This is a genomic window from Limnohabitans sp. (assembly GCF_017848645.1).
In the GTDB taxonomy this organism is placed as follows: domain Bacteria; phylum Pseudomonadota; class Gammaproteobacteria; order Burkholderiales; family Burkholderiaceae_C; genus Limnohabitans_A.
This window is the reverse complement of record NZ_JAFEIF010000028.1, coordinates 24,484-40,675: the sequence shown is the minus strand read 5'-3', so window position 1 is coordinate 40,675 and position 16,192 is coordinate 24,484. Positions and strand designations below refer to the sequence as shown.

Below are 16,192 nucleotides of genomic sequence, written 5' to 3'. Positions count from 1 at the left end.
GTCGGCCATTGGTTTGCCGGTGGCCATCGCCATTGGGGCGCAGGGTTTCAGGGACCTGCTGGCCGGGGCGCACGCGATGGACCAGCACTTCCAGTCTGCGCCGCTGGAGGCCAACTTGCCGGTGCGTCTGGGTTTGCTGGACGTTTGGTACCGCAACTTTTTGAACTACACCAGCCGCAGCATTGCGCCGTACCACAGCGCTTTGCGCCGCGTGCCTGCCTATTTGCAGCAGCTGGAGATGGAGAGCAACGGCAAGCGCGTGGACCGCCACGGCCTTGCGCTGCCTTATGGCACCTCGCCCGTGCTGTGGGGGGAGCCTGGCACCAACGGGCAACACGCGTATTTTCAGATGCTGCACCAGGGCACGGATGTGGTGCCGGTGGAATTCATCGCCGTGAAAATGCCCACGCACAGCCTGAAAGACCACCACGAGCTGTTGCTGGCCAATGTGATCGCGCAGGCGCAGGCGCTGATGCTGGGCCAAACCGATGAGGGCGGGCACAAGCACTTCCCCGGCAACCGGCCCAGCACCTTCTTGCTGATCGATGAACTCACACCCACCAGCCTGGGCGCACTGATCGCCTTGCAAGAGCACCGCGTGTTTGTGAGCGGCTCGGTTTGGGGCATCAACAGCTTTGACCAATGGGGCGTGGAGCTGGGCAAGGTGCTGGCCAAAGACATCCATGCGCGCCTGCTGTCGGGTGACACAGCTGGGCTGGATGCTTCCAGCGCCGCCTTGTTGCAAGGTGTGCGCCAAGACTGACACTTTGTCCCGCCATGCGCGAATCCAGGGGCCTCCAGCTCAAAACCCGCGAGAAGGTCATGCCTGAGCGGATGGGGGCTTGGGTTTGACCTCTGCGCTCAGTGTTTTAACATTTGGAAACGTTTAAATTGCATTTTTAGTTAATTTAAATGTATTCATATTTTATGATTTGGCCATGGACAACACCATGGACCTTTACGCTGAACTCGGTGTCACACCGCAAGCCGAAGCCGAAGTCATTCGGGCGGCCTTTCGCGCTTTGGCCCAGCGTTACCATCCCGACCGGCAAGCAGGCGCTTCCACCTTGTGGGCGGCCAGGATGGCCCGCATTAACCAGGCCTACAGTGTGTTGAGCCAGCCCGAACGTCGTCGTGCTTACGACGCCAGCCGGTGTGCACCCCCGTCCCAGTCTGTGGAACCTTTGATCCACATCACCACAACCCAGGCTTCGGCGCGCAACGTGCGACCTTTTTTGACCACCTACGATGCGCGGGGTCGCTTGCACGCCTTTGTCTGAGCGCAGCACCTGAACGGTCATTCGGGCCTCTGAACCCGAGCCATGTGGCGCTTGGCTTATGATTTGACGATGCGCCGCCTGTTCCTTTGCTTCCTGCTTTGCCTGATGCCCCTGCGCTTGTGGGCCGGCGCATGGATGCCCATCTCCGAAAGCGGTTCGCACCCCCTTGACGCTGTCTCGGTGGCCAGCCCGGCGCAGCACACCGAAACGCCTGTTGCGCATGACTGCCATGAGGCCATGGCAGAGTCATTGACAGAGGACCAAGCGCCGCTTGCGCTGCACGATGCGGCCGTTCAACAGGCCGATTGCCACGACGGCCATTGCCAGTTGTGCGGTGTGTGCCACCAAGGCTTGAGCCTGACGGCGTGGCCCTTGGTGCTGCCTGTTTTGCAGGCCCATCCGCTGCCTGTCAGCGCGTCTTGGGTGCATCTGGCCCGCACGTCTGCGCCACTGACCAAGCCCCCCATTTCCTGAACCACACGCCACAGGTGCGTCTGCCCGCCGCCAATGCGGGTGAATGCCGTGTTCGTCTGTTTCAGGAAATTGACATGATCACTCTTTTGAATCGCGCTTACAGGCTGGGCGCCGTGGGTGCTGTGCTGCTGGCCTGCGCTTGGCCTGCTGCCCGGTCGCAAACCCAGGCTGCACCAGCTTCTGCCCGTGTGCATGGTCTTCAGCCTGGCACCCCGTCAAGCGCTGCACCATCGGCCAAACCAGGCCAGCCAGGCCCCAGTTGGCAGGACGCTAACCGGGCGGTCGGGCAGTTTCCCCGTGGCCATGCGGACTTGCTGCGCTGGGAGCAAAAGAACCTGCCGCCGATGCCGGACCCACCTGCCCACCCGGATGCAGGGCAATTGACGCTGGCCTTGGCCATGCGTCTGGCTCTGCAGGACGAGGCCCTGTGGCTCAAGCCGGGAATGAGTGCGGCAGAAACGGCTGCCGTGCGCCAGCAAGTGGCGGCTGTGCGCCAGGATGCGCAAAGGCTTTGGGTCAATGCGGTGGTGGCGCGTCAGTCTTTGGCGCACAGTGGCGATGTTCTGGCCGTGGCCCAAGCCGGGGCCGAGCTGGGCCAGCGCATGGCGCAAGTGGGCAACTGGAGCCGAGCCCGTCAAATAGAGCAGGAGCTGGCGCTCTGGGATGCCAGCGCACGCGCTGACAAAGCCCAGCTGCAGGCCCATCGCGCACTGCAGGCCTTGTGGCAACGCATCGGTGCGGGCATGACCCCCCAGGCGCTGGCGCAGATGCTCCCCCCGCACCTGCCCGTGGATTTACCTGCGCATTCGCCGGTCGATGGGCAGGCCGAGCCGAGTCAGGAGGCCGTGGCCGCCCTGCAGACACAGGCGCTGCAGGCCCATTTGCGCTGGCCACGGGATGAGCTGCAGGCCCGCCGCCTCGCGGCAGGCCTTGGCCTGGATGCACAAGATCTGCAGGCGGCGCAACAAGCCCTGCAAGCCTTGGCCGGGCAGGAGCTGCCCATGTGGGACCCTCGCACCATGCGCTGGGGCCATGCCTTTGAAAACGCCTGGCAAGCCCGGCTGCAGGCCGACCGGTTGGCGCGGCAGGTGCGTGCCGATGTGCAGATGGCCCTGAACGCATTCCGGGTGGCCAACCAGTCGGCGCAGCACACGCAGGCCCAGGTGCTGCGCCTGCACACCGAACTCTCGCAAGAAACCCTGCTGCGTTACAACGGCATGCTCAAAAGCACCTGGGACTTGCTGGCCAGCGTGCGTGCGCGCATCGACAGCGTGGACGCCGCCTTGCAGGCGCAGCGCCAGCGCTGGCTGGCCCATGCCGACCTGATGGCCGTGCTGGCGGGCTTGCCCTATGCGGACAGCGCCAGCGCGACCGACGCCACCAACCCCTCCAACACCCGCACCGCAGGACACTGACCATGCAACGCCGAGATTTTTTCCAAAAAGCCGTCGCCACTGTGGGTTCAGTGGCGGGGGCCGCAGTGGCCACCAGCGCCGTCAGCCGCAGCGCGCTGGCCGCCTTGCCCGAACCCGTCATCCAGACCCGCCCCGACACCGCACCGCCCTGGACGCCGCCGGGCGTGACCGGAGCCGGACGCCCTTACAAGCCGGTGGTCACCTTGAATGGCTGGACCTTGCCCTTTCGCATGAAGGAGGGCGTCAAAGAGTTTCACTTGGTGGCTGAGCCGGTGGTGCGCGAGATGGCCCCGGGCTTTGTGGTCAACATGTGGGGCTACAACGGCCAAAGCCCAGGCCCCACCATCGAGGTGGTGGAGGGCGACAAGGTGCGCATCTTCGTCACCAACCAACTGCCCGAGCACACCACCATCCACTGGCATGGCCAGCGCTTGCCCAATGGCATGGACGGCGTGGGTGGGCTGAACCAAAAGCAAATTCCGGTGGGCAAGACCTTTGTGTACGAGTTTGTGGCGCGCAGGCCGGGCACCTTCATGTACCACCCGCACGCCGACGAGATGACACAAATGGCCATGGGCATGATGGGCCTGTGGATCACCCACCCCAAGGGCCCCCACCCGCTGATCGCCGAGGTGGACCGCGATTACGCCTTCCTGTTGAGTGCGTACGACGTCACCCCGGGTGCCAAAACCCCCAACGTGAACACCATGCTGGACCAGAACATCTGGAGCTGGAACAGCAGGGTGTTTCCGGGCATCAGCCCGCTGGTGGCGCGCCTGAACGACCGGGTGCGGGTGCGCGTGGGCAACTTGACCATGACCAACCACCCGATCCACATCCATGGCATTGAGTTCGAGGTGACCGGCACCGACGGTGGCCCTGTGCCCAAAACCGCGCGCTGGCCCGAGGTCACCACCGACGTGGCGGTGGGCCAGATGCGGCAGTTGGAGTTCATCGTCGACGAGCCCGGTGACTGGGCCATGCACTGCCACAAGAGCCACCACACCATGGGTGCCATGGGCCACGACGTGCCCACCATGATCGGTGTGGACCACCGGGGGTTGGTGCAGAAAATCCAGAAACTCATCCCCGACTACATGGTCATGGGCGAGCGCGGCATGGCGGACATGGGCGAGATGGAAATGGAGCTGCCTGAGAACACTTTTCCCATGATGACCGGCACCGGCCCTTACGGCCCCATCGAGATGGGCGGCATGTTCACCACGCTCAAGGTGCGGGCCGAGCAAAGGCCAAATGACTACAGCGACCCGGGCGATTACAAGCAGCCACCCGGCACGCAGTCTTATGAATACACCGGCCCGGTGGTGAGCACGCCGCGTGCGCCGCAGGCACAGGACGTTGCCAGTCAGCCATCTGCGCCTGCTTCTGGCACGGCACGCAAACCCCATGGCCACGGGCAACACTGAGTCCGGCACTTTGCCCCCTCTTTCACACACCAAGACACACCATGAACAACGCACTGAAAACCTTTCTCTTGAGCATCGGCCTGCTGGCCTTGCCCTTGGCGCAGGCCCATTCGCCCTCTGCACACAAAAACCACCATGCCCAATCCTCTGCACCTGCGGAGCAAAAGGAATGGGGCATTGCAGGTGATCCGAAAAAAGCCATACGTACCATCGAGATCCGCATGACCGACAACATGCGCTTTGCCCCCAACCAGATCCAGGTCAAGCTGGGCGAGACCGTGCGCCTGGTGGCGGTGAACGCGGGCAAGGTCTTGCACGAGATCGTGATCGGCACGCCGCAAGAGCTGAAGGCCCATGCCGAGATGATGAAAAAGCACCCCGGCATGGAACACGACGAGCCCTACATGGCGCATGTGGAGCCGGGCCAAAAAGGTGCCATCGTCTGGACCTTCAACCGCGCAGGCAGCTTTGAATTTGCCTGCCTGATCCCCGGCCATTTTGAAGCGGGCATGATCGGCCGCATCACCGTCAAGTAAGGGAGCCACGCCATGAAAAATGCCCAACCCACCACCCTGCCTCGACGCCAGTGGCTGGCTGCGGCGGCCGTTTTGGCCCTCACCGGTTTTGAGCGCACCGCCATGGCGCAAGCCACCACCGTGCAAGTCTGGAAAGACCCCAACTGCGGCTGCTGTCAGCTATGGGTGGAACACCTGCAGGCCAACGGGTTCAAGGTCGACGTGCGTGATGTGGGGAACACCGCCGCCCGCAAGCGCCTGGGCATGCCCGAGTCACTCGGCTCCTGCCACACCGCCAGCGTGGGTGGCTATGTCATCGAGGGCCATGTGCCCGCTGCCGACATCCACCGACTGCTCAAGACACGGCCCCTTGCGCTGGGTCTGTCGGTGCCCGGCATGCCCATTGGCAGCCCCGGCATGGATGGCCCTGAGTACAAAGGCCGCAAAGACGCCTATGACGTGTTGCTGGTGCAAAAAGATGGCAGCAGCAAAAGCTTTCAGCACTACCCCGGGCTGCGCCGCATGGCCCAGCGTGAGGGCCTGCAGCGCGTGAGTGATGACGCCGCAGCGCTGCCTTGGGCCACGGCCGAAGTGCGGCGCATCGACAAGGCCGCCGGCAAAGTGGCGCTCAAACACGGCGAGATCAAGAACCTGGACATGCCGCCCATGAGCATGGTTTTTCAGGTGAAAAATCCTGTTCAACTCAATGCCTTGCAAGTGGGCCAGAAGGTGCGCTTTCAGGCAGTTCAGGAAAACGGGGCCTACTGGGTGGTGCAGATCGAGGCCGCGGTCCTTTGAGCTTGGGCCTGAAAGATCTGTTTCTGGCCGCAGCGACCAGGTCATGCGGGGACCTTCAAGGCGCTTATTGCAGTGGGGGACGCTTGGTGGAAATTTGCGCTGATTTTCAGCTTGTTCAAGCTTTAGTGGCCTTGATAACGGTATCTCTGTGGATGTTTTCAATAATGATTGCAGAAAGCATCAACCAGGGAGGTGAGCGTGTTCGACAGTGGTGCCGCCATAGGCGTTATTTTGGGATCGGCTTGGTTGCTAGCTGTGCCAGAACCCACCTCTGTCAACAAAGAAACCGTGAGCGTTTCATACATGACCGATGTACACAACAATGAATTGGACTTTGCCTTGACCAAGGCCAAAAGTGTCATGGACGTTTCTTACCAATCCAAGCCCTCCAGCTTTTATGGCTTGAGGTACGGTGCATCGGCCATGCTGAACGCCCAAGGCACTTACATGTTCGGCATAGGCCTTGGCAAAACCATTGATGTCAAAGGCTTCGACATGACGCTGTTCATTTACCCATCCTATTCGGCCATCCGGGGTGATGACCGTGTCCATTCGTTGAGTGGCCGTTTTAACTTACGGACAACCTTGGATGTGTTGTACCGCCACAGCGCAAAAACTAAGTTTGGCATTGGCCTGATGCACATCAGCAATGGTGGCTACAAAGACCCTAACCACGGTCTGGAAGCTGTTCGCCTGACAGTGGGACGGGATTTTTGCCCCCCCTCTGCTCAGCCTATTTGACGGCAGGCTGAACCGGTTTGCATAAAAAAGCCCCGCAAGGCTTTCACCTTGCGGGGCTTTGTTGTTGGCCGGGTTGAGGGCCTAAGCCCTCAGTCCAGACAGCGGGGCACTTACATGCCCATGCCGCCCATACCACCCATGCCGCCCATGTCAGGCATGCCGCCGCCGCCAGCGCCGGACTCGTCCTTCGGGGCTTCGGAAATCATGCACTCTGTTGTGAGCATCAAAGAGGCCACAGACGCTGCGTTTTGCAAGGCAGTGCGTGTCACTTTGGTGGGGTCCAAGATGCCCATTTCGATCATGTCGCCGTAGGTGTCGTTGGCAGCGTTGAAGCCAAAGTTGCCCTTGCCAGCCATGACTGCGTTAACGACCACCGATGGCTCGCCGCCGGCGTTGTACACGATCTCGCGCAAAGGCGCTTCGATGGCTTTCAACACCAGCTTGATGCCGGCGTCTTGGTCAGCGTTGTCGCCTTTGATGGCGCCAGCAGCCTGACGTGCACGCAGCAAAGCCACGCCGCCGCCAGCCACGATGCCTTCTTCCACAGCAGCGCGTGTGGCGTGCAGGGCGTCTTCGACGCGGGCTTTCTTTTCTTTCATTTCGACTTCGGTGGCAGCGCCGACCTTGATCACGGCCACACCGCCAGCCAACTTGGCCACGCGCTCTTGCAGCTTTTCGCGGTCGTAGTCAGAAGTGGCTTCTTCGATTTGCACACGCACTTGCTTGACGCGGGCTTCGATGTCACCAGCAGCGCCAGCGCCGTCGATGATGATGGTGTTTTCCTTGCCCACTTCGATGCGCTTGGCTTGGCCCAGATCGGCCAAAGTCACTTTTTCGAGGGTCAGGCCGACTTCTTCAGCGATCACTTTGCCGCCGGTCAGGATGGCGATGTCTTCCAACATGGCTTTGCGACGGTCACCAAAGCCAGGGGCCTTGACGGCGACAACCTTCAAGATGCCACGGATGGTGTTGACCACCAAAGTGGCCAAGGCTTCGCCTTCGACTTCTTCGGCAATGATCAACAAAGGACGGCCAGCTTTGGCAACGGCTTCCAGTGTGGGCAGCAGATCGCGGATGTTGCTGATCTTCTTGTCGAACAACAACACGAAGGGGTTGTCCAGCAAAGCGGCTTGCTTTTCGGGGTTGTTGATGAAGTAAGGCGACAGGTAGCCGCGGTCAAACTGCATGTCTTCAACGACGTCGAGTGAATTGTTCTTTGCCCTCGCTGGAAATTGATTCATGCCCTCTAATCACACTAATCCGCATAGTCGCGTCGGTTCGTGCTTGCTTATTGGCATGTGCCATAAGGCTATAAATGGCCGAAGTGATAACGTTCTTTTTATCTAGACGATTGAATATGAGGGAAAGCATATTGGTCATCGTTGGCGTTGGCTCCATGTATTTAGTCGCCCATGCGAAACCACAGCAACCCGCATGAATGCTGGTGATCTGGGGTGAATCCGGATGGTCAGAACTCTCGAATAGATATTCAATGGAGTCTGTTTTCTGGGAGTTTTTCAAAGCAGCGCCATGACTGATGACTTTTTCCGCAACCGCCTGGATCAGATGATCGATTTGCGCCACCCGCTGGCGGTGCTTGCCAATCGCATGCCTTGGCAAGAAATCGAAGCTTCCCTTGCGCAGCGATGGGCGCGTCAGGTCAAGGCAGGCAAGAAGATCGATGGTTTAGACCTGTTTGGCTCGGTCTCTGTCGTTGCCGGTGGCGGCGCCTCCAATGCCGGGCGTCCTCGTCTGCCCACCCGTTTGATGGTGGCCTTGCTGTACCTCAAGCATGCGTTCAATGAGAGTGACGAGGACGTGATCCAGCGCTGGGGCGAGACACCCACTTGGCAGTACTTTTCTGGCAATGAGTATTTCGAGCACCAGTGGCCGTGCGACCCCACACAACTGGGGCGCTTCCGTAAAGCCTTGGGCGAAGAAGGCGTGGAAGAGCTACTCGCCCGCACCATGGAGGTGGCCGTCACCCCCAAGCTGATCGCCAAGAAAGAGTTGACCCGCGTGATCGTGGACTCCACGGTTCAAGAAAAAGCCGTGGCTCACCCCACCGACAGCAAGCTGCTGGAGACCGCCAGGTCCAAGGTGGTCGAGTTGGCCAAAGACAATGGCATCGAGCTCAAACAAACCTACGCCAAGGAAGGCCAACTGCTGGGCTACAAGGCTGGGCGCTATGCCCATGCCCGTCAGTTCAAACGCATGCGCAAAATGATCAAACGCCAGCGCACCATCGTCGGGCGGTTGCAGCGCGAGGTGGCTCGTAAGATGACCACGCTCAGCCAAGCCATACAGGAAACCTTGAGCCAGACCTTGGACAAGGCAAAACGACTGGTCACGCAGACCGGCAGCCGCAAGGCAGTGGACAACCGAGCCAAGCTCTACAGCTGGCACGCGCCCGAGGTGGAGTGCATCTCCAAAGGTAAAAGCCGCAACCCCTACGAGTTTGGTGTGAAGGTCGGTCTGGCCATGACGCTCAAGGGCAATTTGATCGTGGGCGCAAGGAGCTTTCCAGGCAACCCGTATGACGGGCACACGATGCACGAGCAAATTGAGCAGAGTGCCATCCTGATGCAAGGACTGGGCGTCAAGCCCGAGGTGGTGTACGCCGACTTGGGCTACCGGGGCGTGGACAAGGACAACCCGGGCATCGAGATCAAACACCGGGGCAAGGACAAGAGACTGACCGCTGAAGAGCGCAAGTTGCTCAAACGACGCCAAGCGATCGAGCCGATCATCGGGCATCTGAAGGCGGATCACCGGATGAACCGCTGCCACCTCAAGGGGTCAGAGGGTGATGCGTTGAATGCCGTGCTGTGCGCTGCGGGTTACAACATCCGCTGGCTGCTGCGGATGATCGTCAAGAAGGGCCTGGGCCTTTTGTTGTGCCTGTTGCAAGCAGCGGGCTTGACCGTTTTGCTGAAGAAATTGCCCGAAATCTTTGGCCTCAACCGACTGCAAAACTCAGATCAGCGCTGGATGCTGGCTTGAAATGAATTTTGCAGGGACGACTATTTAGTTGTAGCGAACCCAAATTTGGGTTCGCCCCAATATCGGTGAGCCAATGTAGCCCCGCATTTCCATCTTCTTGCCACCTTCAATGGGGGTTAAGCGGGCACTGTAGTTCTTGCCGTTTTCCGGGTCGAGGATTTTGCCACCATCCCACACATCTTTGCCATCCACTTTTTGGCCACCGCGGATGATTTCCATGCCGATTTTAGGTTTGCCTTTGCGGTCATCGGTGCACAGGTTGCACAGCGGATCGGCATCGGGCATTGGCATCAATGATTTTTCTACCACGCCGGACAGTCCACCTGATGCATTCAACGTGATGCGCACTTCACCTTTGGGTTTTTTGGTTTCATCATCGATCGTGTGCCAAGTGCCAACGGGGGTCATTTGCGCGGCGGCCTGACCGCACAAAAAGGCCACTGCACTCATCAAGGCGAATTTACTCATAGTTGTTTCCTTTAGGTTATTAATTCAAGCGGGTTAATGCGAAACCAAGCCAAGCCGGCATAGGCGTGCATCAGCACCTCGCTGCCTGAGTGGGCACTGCGAAACAAGTAGGCCTTCTCGGTAAGCAAGCGAGTAAGGTAAAACCACACTGTTTGCAATTTGGTTTTGTTGAAAGGGGCTGAGTGCTGGCCTGCTGGTTTGGCTTTGGCGATTTTCGTTAGGGGCATGATGAATTCGGCCATTGCATAAACGCCCATTTCAGCTTTCACAATGTCTTCCACCCTGTTCCCTTGTTTTTTTAACGATGCACCTCAGTAGTGTCCGGTTTATTTGATAGCCAACCCGCTGCAAGCGAGTAACGGCAAGGGTTTCAGAGGTTTCATGGGTGTCCACGATTTGAATTTGATTTTGCGCACGAGGCATGCTTCAGGGGTTCAATCACCCGGAGATGCCCATGAACGCAGGCAAAACCTTGTTCGCTCAGGTCATGGACTTTGTGCCTTGGAAGACGTTTGGTCGCATCGTCGATCGCCATCGCGGCGATGCCGGGGTGCGCACGCTCAGTTGTACCGAGCTGTTTCGCATCATGGCGTTTGCCCAACTGACTTGGCGCGAGTCTTTGCGCGACATCGAAGCATGCTTGATGGCCAATCAGTCCAAACTTTTTCACATGGGCATGCGCCACATCCCTGCACGCTCGACGCTGGCCGATGCCCTGAATTCTCGAGACTGGCGTATTTACCATGCTCTGGCGATGCGATTGATCGACCGAGCACGCAGGCTTTACGCCCAAGAACCCATGGGCGTGGATTTGGATGCCACCGTCTACGCCTTGGACTCCACCACCATCGACCTGTGTCTGGGTTTGTTCGACTGGGCACCGTTTCGCTCCACCAAGGCCGCTGTGAAGATGCACACCTTGCTGGACTTGCGCGGCTCCATCCCTGCCTTCATCCACATCAGCGACGGCAAGATGCACGATGTGCATGTGCTGGACATGCTGCCCATCGAGGCGGGCGCTTTCTACATCATGGACAGGGGCTATCTGGACTTCTCTCGCCTGTACACCATGCACCAGTGCGCAGCTTTCTTCGTGACCCGCGCCAAGAGCAATATGAACGCCCGGCGTGTGTACTCGGCGCCTGTGGACCGAACCACGGGCCTTGTGTGCGATCAGACCATTGCGCTCAATGGACACTACGCCAGCAAGGACTACCCCGAGCACTTGCGGCGCATCAAGTTCAAGGACCCCCAGACGGGAAAGGTGCTGGTCTTTCTGACCAACAACATGACACTGCCAGCGTTGACCATCACAGCCTTGTACAAGAACCGTTGGCAGGTGGAGTTGTTCTTCAAATGGATCAAGCAGCATCTGCGCATCAAGAAGTTTTTGGGCACCAGCGAGAACGCAGTCAAGACGCAAATTTGGTGCGCCGTGGCCACTTACGTGCTGATTGCCGTTGTCAAGAAGGAGTTGCAATTGAAGGCCTCGCTCTACACTTGCCTACAGATTTTGTCGGTGTCTGTTTTCGAGAAAACATCGATTTCATGCGCCTTTCAGAGCGATGCCTACACAAACGCACCACCCGACTGCGCTAAGCAATTGAATTTATTCACTTTTTAACCGGACACTACTGGATGCACCTATATTTTCCAGCACCTTGGGGCCGAGCAAGTTCAGCGACTTAATGCAGTTGGTATCTTCGTAAATCATGATGATGCGAGCGTCGCGCGCAGTCGGTTAGTCTGGTCGTCCACCGGTTCGCGACGCACCCTGAACCATGCGGCATACATGGCGGGCAAAGCCAGCAAAGTCAAGGCTGTCGCCACAATAAGACCGCCCATAATGGCGACCGCCATCGGGCCCCAGAAAACCGAGCGCGACAAGGGGATCATGGCCAATACGGCTGCCGCCGCCGTCAGCACGATAGGCCGCAAGCGCCGTACCGCAGACTCGACGATGGCATCCCAAGCAGGCACCCCGTTGGCCCGGTCTTGCTCGATCTGGTCGATCAAAATCACAGAATTGCGCTGAATCATGCCCATCAAGGCAATCACGCCCAGCAAAGCCACAAAGCCAAAGGGGCGCCCAAAACTCAGCAAGGCGGCGGCGACGCCCGCAATGCCCAGCGGGCCGGTGAGGAACACCAAGAGCGAGCGGCTGAAACTTTGCAGCTGCAGCATCAAGAGCGTGAAGGTGATGAATAACATGATGGGAATACCGGCGGCTATAGAGCTAGAGCCCTTGCTACTTTCTTCAACCGCGCCTGCCACCTGAATTCGATAAGCACCCTGCTCTTTGGCGGCCCAGCTGGACTCCAGTTTGCGTAGGTCAGGCGCCAGCTGCCCGGTTACCGTAGCGCCTTGTAGGCCCTCGGCAATATCGCCCTGGACGGTAATCGCGTAATTACGCCCTTCGCGCCAAAGTACGCCCGGCTCCCAGACAAAGGTCGGTTTGGCGATTTGCGTTAATGGAATGGACTTGCCACTGGCCGTGGGCACATAGGCGTTGCCAATATCGGAAATTGCATTGCGTTCGGACAGGGGCTGACGCAATACGATGTCGATCAATTTATCGCCCTCGCGGAACTGGCCCACCGTGCTACCAGACAGCAAGGTGCGGGCCGCCTGGGCAATCGACTGGCTGCTCACTCCTAAAGCGCGGGCCTTGGCCTGGTCCACATCCAGGCGAATCACCTTGACCGGCTCGTTCCAGTTGTCGTTGACGCCGCGCATATTGGGGTTGGCCCGCATCTGTGCTTTGACTTCGTTGGCACGCAGCCGTAACTGGTCAGCGTCCGGCCCGATCACGCGGAACTGCACTGGGTAGGCCACCGGCGGGCCGTTAGGCAAAATCTTCACGCGCGCCCGCACCTCAGGAAACTCCTGGGCCATCAGGGTCGGTAGCTGGATACGCAGGCTTTCACGCCGCTTCAAATCCACGGGCAGCACAATAAATTGCGACACATTGGACTGCTGAAAAATTGCAACCAAAGGCAAGTAAAAGCGCGGTACGCCCGAGCCGATCCAGGTCGCGACATTGACCACGCCACTCTCTTGCATCAGGCGCGCCTCGATGCGCCGACTTACCTCCTCATTGGCGGCAATCGAGGTACCCTCTGCAAACCACACATCCATCATCACTTCAGGCCGGCTCGAGTCCGGGAAAAACTGCTGCTGCACCCGGCCCATGCCTGCGATACCCAATGCAAAGGTCAGCAGCATCACTCCAATCGTGGTCCAGCGATGCGTAACGCACCAGTTCACCATACGCCTAAATGCGTTGTAAAACGGCGTATCGAACACCTCATGGCGTTGCGCTTGGTCAGCCTTGCCTTTGGCATTGAGCAATACCGTGCCTAGGTAGGGGACGAAGTACACAGAAACCAGCCAGCTCACCAGCAATGCCAGCACCGTGACCCCGAAAATGGCAAAGGTGTATTCGCCAACCGTGGAGTGGGCAATACCGATGGGCAAAAAGCCTACAGCGGTAATTAAGGTGCCAGTCAACATCGGCATGGCGGTAATTTCGTAGGCGAAGGTGGCCGCGCGCACCTTGTCATAGCCCTCCTCGATTTTGCGCACCATCATTTCCACTGCAATGATGGCGTCATCGACCAAGAGCCCCAGCGCGATGATGAGCGAACCCAAAGAAATTTTGTGCAGGCCAATGCCCCAGTAATACATACCGAGGAAAGTGACCGAGAGCACCAGCGGAATCGTGATCGCCACCACCAGTCCGGGGCTTACATCGATGTAATAGCGGCGGTACCAAGCCTGCGTGCCCGGGCGCTTGTGCAAACCCAGCGCAACAAAGCTGACCAGTAGTACGATAACGATCGCCTCCACCAGCACGCCAATAAACTCGTTGACCGATTTAGCCACCGCCGTCGGCTGGTCCTGCACTTCCACCAAGCTGATGCCCACCGGCAAAGCCGCTCCAATCCGTGCGGTAGTGGCCTTTAAGGCTTTACCTAGGGCAATAATGTCACCGCCTTTGGTCATGGACACGCCTAGGGCAATGACTTGCTGGCCTTGAAAGCGCACTTTAACTCCGGCAGGGTCGATATAGCTGCGCTTGATCTCTGCGATATCGCCCAAGCGCAACTGGTTGCCAGAACTGCCGCGAATCGGCATGGCACGCAATTGCTCCTCGACTTGGAATGCACCGCTCACGCGTACCTGCAACACGTCCAGCGGGGTTTGCATCGTGCCAGCGCCTTCCATGGCGTTTTGCTGCGCCAACTGGGCCAGTACCTGGTTCATGTCTAGGCCCTGTTGCGACAAGCGGCGCTGCGACATTTCGATGTAGAGCTTTTCGTCCTGCACACCGAACAAATCTACTTTATTGACATCGGGCACACGCAGCAACTGCTGGCGCACCGAATCTGCCTGTTCTTTCAATTCGGCAGGCGAAAAGCCGTGAGCCTGCAGTGCATAAATCACGCCATACACGTCGCCGAATTCATCGTTAAAAAACGGACCATTGACGCCTCCAGGCAAGGTGGTGCGCATATCGCCCACTTTTTTGCGTACCGCATACCAAAGATCGGGCACCTCGCCGGAGCGCGTAGAGTCTTTTAGTTGAAAAGTGATGGTGGTCTCGCCGGGCTTGGAAAAGCTGCGAATCTTGTCGGCGCCGGGCACCTCTTGCAAAGTGCGCTCAATTTTGTCGGTCACTTGCTCGGCCATTTGGCTCGCAGTGGCACCGGGCCAAAAAGCTCGGATCACCATTACGCGGAAGGTGAACGGTGGGTCTTCATCCTGCCCCAGTTGGAAGTAGGCGGCGGCGCCCAACAGCATTAAGACCAGCATCAAATAGCGAGTCAGCGCCGCGTGGTCCAGTGCCCAACGGGACAGATTGAAACCGGGCTTAGGCGTGTCCTGTTGCATCGTGCCGCTCACTGTGCTGGAACCGAGGACGTTGAGGCGGCCGCAGTGGCTTGCTTGGACTGGTAAATCGTCACTTTTTGGCCCGGATTGAGTACGTGTGCACCGACGCTGACCACCTGCATACCCGGCTCCAAGCCCTGGGAGACGACCACTTCATTGCCGTCGGCGGTGGTAATGGCTATGGGCTGCAGACGCACCGTCATGGTGGCTTTTTCAAGCACCCACACGGCTGCTTTTTCGCCGTCATGCTGTAGCGCACTGGTCGGCAGTTTGATTACCGACGGGCCTGAGCGGTCAAGCGCCATGGGAGCGATGGTCACGGTAGAGCCCAAAGGCCAAGTTTCGGGACCATTTAATCTCACCTTTACGGTAAATGTACGCGTGACCGGATCGGCGCTAGCGGCCACTTCGCGCACGGTAGCGCTTGCGCTTTTCTGCTTCGCCCAAGCCTGCACCAGCACTTGCGAGCCGACTTTGAGCTTGCCAACTTTGTCCTCCGGCACGGCAAACACCACATCGCGCGGGCCATCCTGGGCGATGCGCAAGATCGGCGTGCCAGCGGCCAACACCTGGCCCGGCTCGGCATCGACTGACGTCACCACACCGGCAACATCCGCCACCAAATTGGCATAAGCGGTCTGGTTACCCAATGCGGCCAATTGCGCTTGCGCCTGGTCCACCTGCGCCTGGGCTGTTTTGAGGGCGGTGTCGCGCCGCTCTAATTCGGCCGCGCTGATGAAATTTTGCTCGCGCAAGTCCTTGTAGCGCTTGGCGTCAGCCAAGGCCAAATCCCGGTTGGTGGTGGCAGCAGCCAGTTGCGCGCGGGCGCCATCGGCGGCAAGTTTGAAGTCCTGCGGGTCCAGCAACCCCAGCAGATCTCCCGCTCTAACATGCTGTCCCATCTCTACATGGCGGCGCAGCAATTTGCCGCCCACGCGAAAGCCCAAGCGTGACTCCACGCGCGCGCGCACTTCACCCGCATATTCAGCGCCCGACTGCATGGCGTCCAATCCAACCGTCAAAACCTTCACCGCCCGCACTGGCTCCTCGGCGGGTAGGGGTTTGGAGCAAGCTTGCAATAAGATGCAAGCCAATAAAACAAGCCGGGCGGGCCAGGAATGGGGGTGATTCATGGTGATGAGTGGTTTTTTATGGAGGGGGAATCGTGTTCAAAACGC

At 59.0% G+C, this 16,192-nt stretch carries 13 protein-coding genes and 2 pseudogenes; 10 read left to right on the top strand and 5 right to left on the bottom strand.

Annotation, left to right across the window (positions count from 1 at the left end; genetic code table 11):
• From QZ190_RS07140 to QZ190_RS07100, 8 genes and pseudogenes are all read left to right on the top strand, one after another.
• Nucleotides 1-763, top strand: a pseudogene (locus tag QZ190_RS07140) (glucose-6-phosphate isomerase); the annotation flags it as partial.
• Nucleotides 764-938: 175 nt separating this feature from the next.
• Nucleotides 939-1,280, top strand: a complete 342-nt coding sequence (locus QZ190_RS07135) for a J domain-containing protein (RefSeq protein ID WP_291915083.1) — start codon at nt 939-941, stop codon at nt 1,278-1,280.
• Between the two features lie 135 nt (nt 1,281-1,415).
• Nucleotides 1,416-1,754 (top strand): hypothetical protein, encoded by a 339-nt coding sequence (locus QZ190_RS07130; RefSeq protein ID WP_291915082.1) that lies wholly within the window; start codon nt 1,416-1,418, stop codon nt 1,752-1,754.
• Nucleotides 1,755-1,828: 74 nt separating this feature from the next.
• The gene (locus tag QZ190_RS07125; RefSeq protein WP_291915081.1) at nt 1,829-3,169 is read left to right on the top strand and encodes a hypothetical protein; all 1,341 of its coding nucleotides are present in this window, start codon (nt 1,829-1,831) and stop codon (nt 3,167-3,169) included.
• A gap of 2 nt (nt 3,170-3,171) precedes the next feature.
• On the top strand, nt 3,172-4,596 hold the full coding sequence (locus QZ190_RS07120; protein ID WP_291915080.1) for a copper oxidase: 1,425 nt from the start codon (nt 3,172-3,174) through the stop codon (nt 4,594-4,596).
• Nucleotides 4,597-4,637: 41 nt separating this feature from the next.
• Nucleotides 4,638-5,132: a cupredoxin family protein gene (locus QZ190_RS07115; RefSeq protein ID WP_291915079.1), complete on the top strand. Its 495-nt coding sequence runs from the start codon at nt 4,638-4,640 to the stop codon at nt 5,130-5,132.
• A gap of 12 nt (nt 5,133-5,144) precedes the next feature.
• On the top strand, nt 5,145-5,909 hold the full coding sequence (locus QZ190_RS18120) for a DUF411 domain-containing protein (protein WP_367114231.1): 765 nt from the start codon (nt 5,145-5,147) through the stop codon (nt 5,907-5,909).
• Nucleotides 5,910-6,107: 198 nt separating this feature from the next.
• Complete coding sequence (locus QZ190_RS07100; protein WP_291915078.1) at nt 6,108-6,650, top strand: acyloxyacyl hydrolase; 543 nt, start codon at nt 6,108-6,110, stop codon at nt 6,648-6,650.
• 110 nt (nt 6,651-6,760) lie between these two features.
• On the opposite strand, the pseudogene groEL reads toward QZ190_RS07100, so the two are convergent.
• Nucleotides 6,761-7,873, bottom strand: a pseudogene (gene groEL, locus QZ190_RS07095) (chaperonin GroEL); the annotation flags it as partial.
• Nucleotides 7,874-8,180: 307 nt separating this feature from the next.
• Here groEL and QZ190_RS07090 point away from each other — a divergent pair.
• Nucleotides 8,181-9,653 carry an IS5 family transposase gene (locus tag QZ190_RS07090; RefSeq protein WP_291915077.1) on the top strand — a complete coding sequence of 491 codons (1,473 nt, stop codon included), beginning with the start codon at nt 8,181-8,183 and terminating at the stop codon, nt 9,651-9,653.
• Between the two features lie 24 nt (nt 9,654-9,677).
• Here QZ190_RS07090 and QZ190_RS07085 read toward each other — a convergent pair whose 3' ends face one another.
• Both QZ190_RS07085 and QZ190_RS07080 read right to left on the bottom strand, forming a co-directional pair.
• Entirely contained in the window at nt 9,678-10,103 is a 426-nt protein-coding gene (locus tag QZ190_RS07085) for a DUF2147 domain-containing protein (protein WP_291915076.1), read from the bottom strand.
• Between the two features lie 29 nt (nt 10,104-10,132).
• Nucleotides 10,133-10,390: a hypothetical protein gene (locus tag QZ190_RS07080; protein ID WP_291915075.1), complete on the bottom strand. Its 258-nt coding sequence runs from the start codon at nt 10,388-10,390 to the stop codon at nt 10,133-10,135.
• A gap of 185 nt (nt 10,391-10,575) precedes the next feature.
• Here QZ190_RS07080 and QZ190_RS07075 point away from each other — a divergent pair, with 185 nt between their 5' ends.
• Complete coding sequence (locus QZ190_RS07075; RefSeq protein WP_291915074.1) at nt 10,576-11,745, top strand: IS4 family transposase; 1,170 nt, start codon at nt 10,576-10,578, stop codon at nt 11,743-11,745.
• Nucleotides 11,746-11,831: 86 nt separating this feature from the next.
• On the opposite strand, the gene QZ190_RS07070 is transcribed toward QZ190_RS07075, so the two are convergent.
• Both QZ190_RS07070 and QZ190_RS07065 read right to left on the bottom strand, forming a co-directional pair.
• Nucleotides 11,832-15,014 (bottom strand): efflux RND transporter permease subunit, encoded by a 3,183-nt coding sequence (locus QZ190_RS07070; protein ID WP_291915073.1) that lies wholly within the window; start codon nt 15,012-15,014, stop codon nt 11,832-11,834.
• A gap of 8 nt (nt 15,015-15,022) precedes the next feature.
• Entirely contained in the window at nt 15,023-16,147 is a 1,125-nt protein-coding gene (locus QZ190_RS07065) for an efflux RND transporter periplasmic adaptor subunit (protein ID WP_291915072.1), read from the bottom strand.
• Nucleotides 16,148-16,192 lie beyond the last annotated feature (45 nt).

Coding starts and splice junctions, on each gene's coding strand:
- QZ190_RS07135 (WP_291915083.1), top strand. CDS start 939: ATGGACAACACCATGGACCTTTACGCTGAACTCGGTGTCACACCGCAA.
- QZ190_RS07130 (WP_291915082.1), top strand. CDS start 1,416: ATGCCCATCTCCGAAAGCGGTTCGCACCCCCTTGACGCTGTCTCGGTG.
- QZ190_RS07125 (WP_291915081.1), top strand. CDS start 1,829: ATGATCACTCTTTTGAATCGCGCTTACAGGCTGGGCGCCGTGGGTGCT.
- QZ190_RS07120 (WP_291915080.1), top strand. CDS start 3,172: ATGCAACGCCGAGATTTTTTCCAAAAAGCCGTCGCCACTGTGGGTTCA.
- QZ190_RS07115 (WP_291915079.1), top strand. CDS start 4,638: ATGAACAACGCACTGAAAACCTTTCTCTTGAGCATCGGCCTGCTGGCC.
- QZ190_RS18120 (WP_367114231.1), top strand. CDS start 5,145: ATGAAAAATGCCCAACCCACCACCCTGCCTCGACGCCAGTGGCTGGCT.
- QZ190_RS07090 (WP_291915077.1), top strand. CDS start 8,181: ATGACTGATGACTTTTTCCGCAACCGCCTGGATCAGATGATCGATTTG.
- QZ190_RS07085 (WP_291915076.1), bottom strand. CDS start 10,103: ATGAGTGCAGTGGCCTTTTTGTGCGGTCAGGCCGCCGCGCAAATGACC.
- QZ190_RS07075 (WP_291915074.1), top strand. CDS start 10,576: ATGAACGCAGGCAAAACCTTGTTCGCTCAGGTCATGGACTTTGTGCCT.
- QZ190_RS07070 (WP_291915073.1), bottom strand. CDS start 15,014: ATGCAACAGGACACGCCTAAGCCCGGTTTCAATCTGTCCCGTTGGGCA.
- QZ190_RS07065 (WP_291915072.1), bottom strand. CDS start 16,147: ATGAATCACCCCCATTCCTGGCCCGCCCGGCTTGTTTTATTGGCTTGC.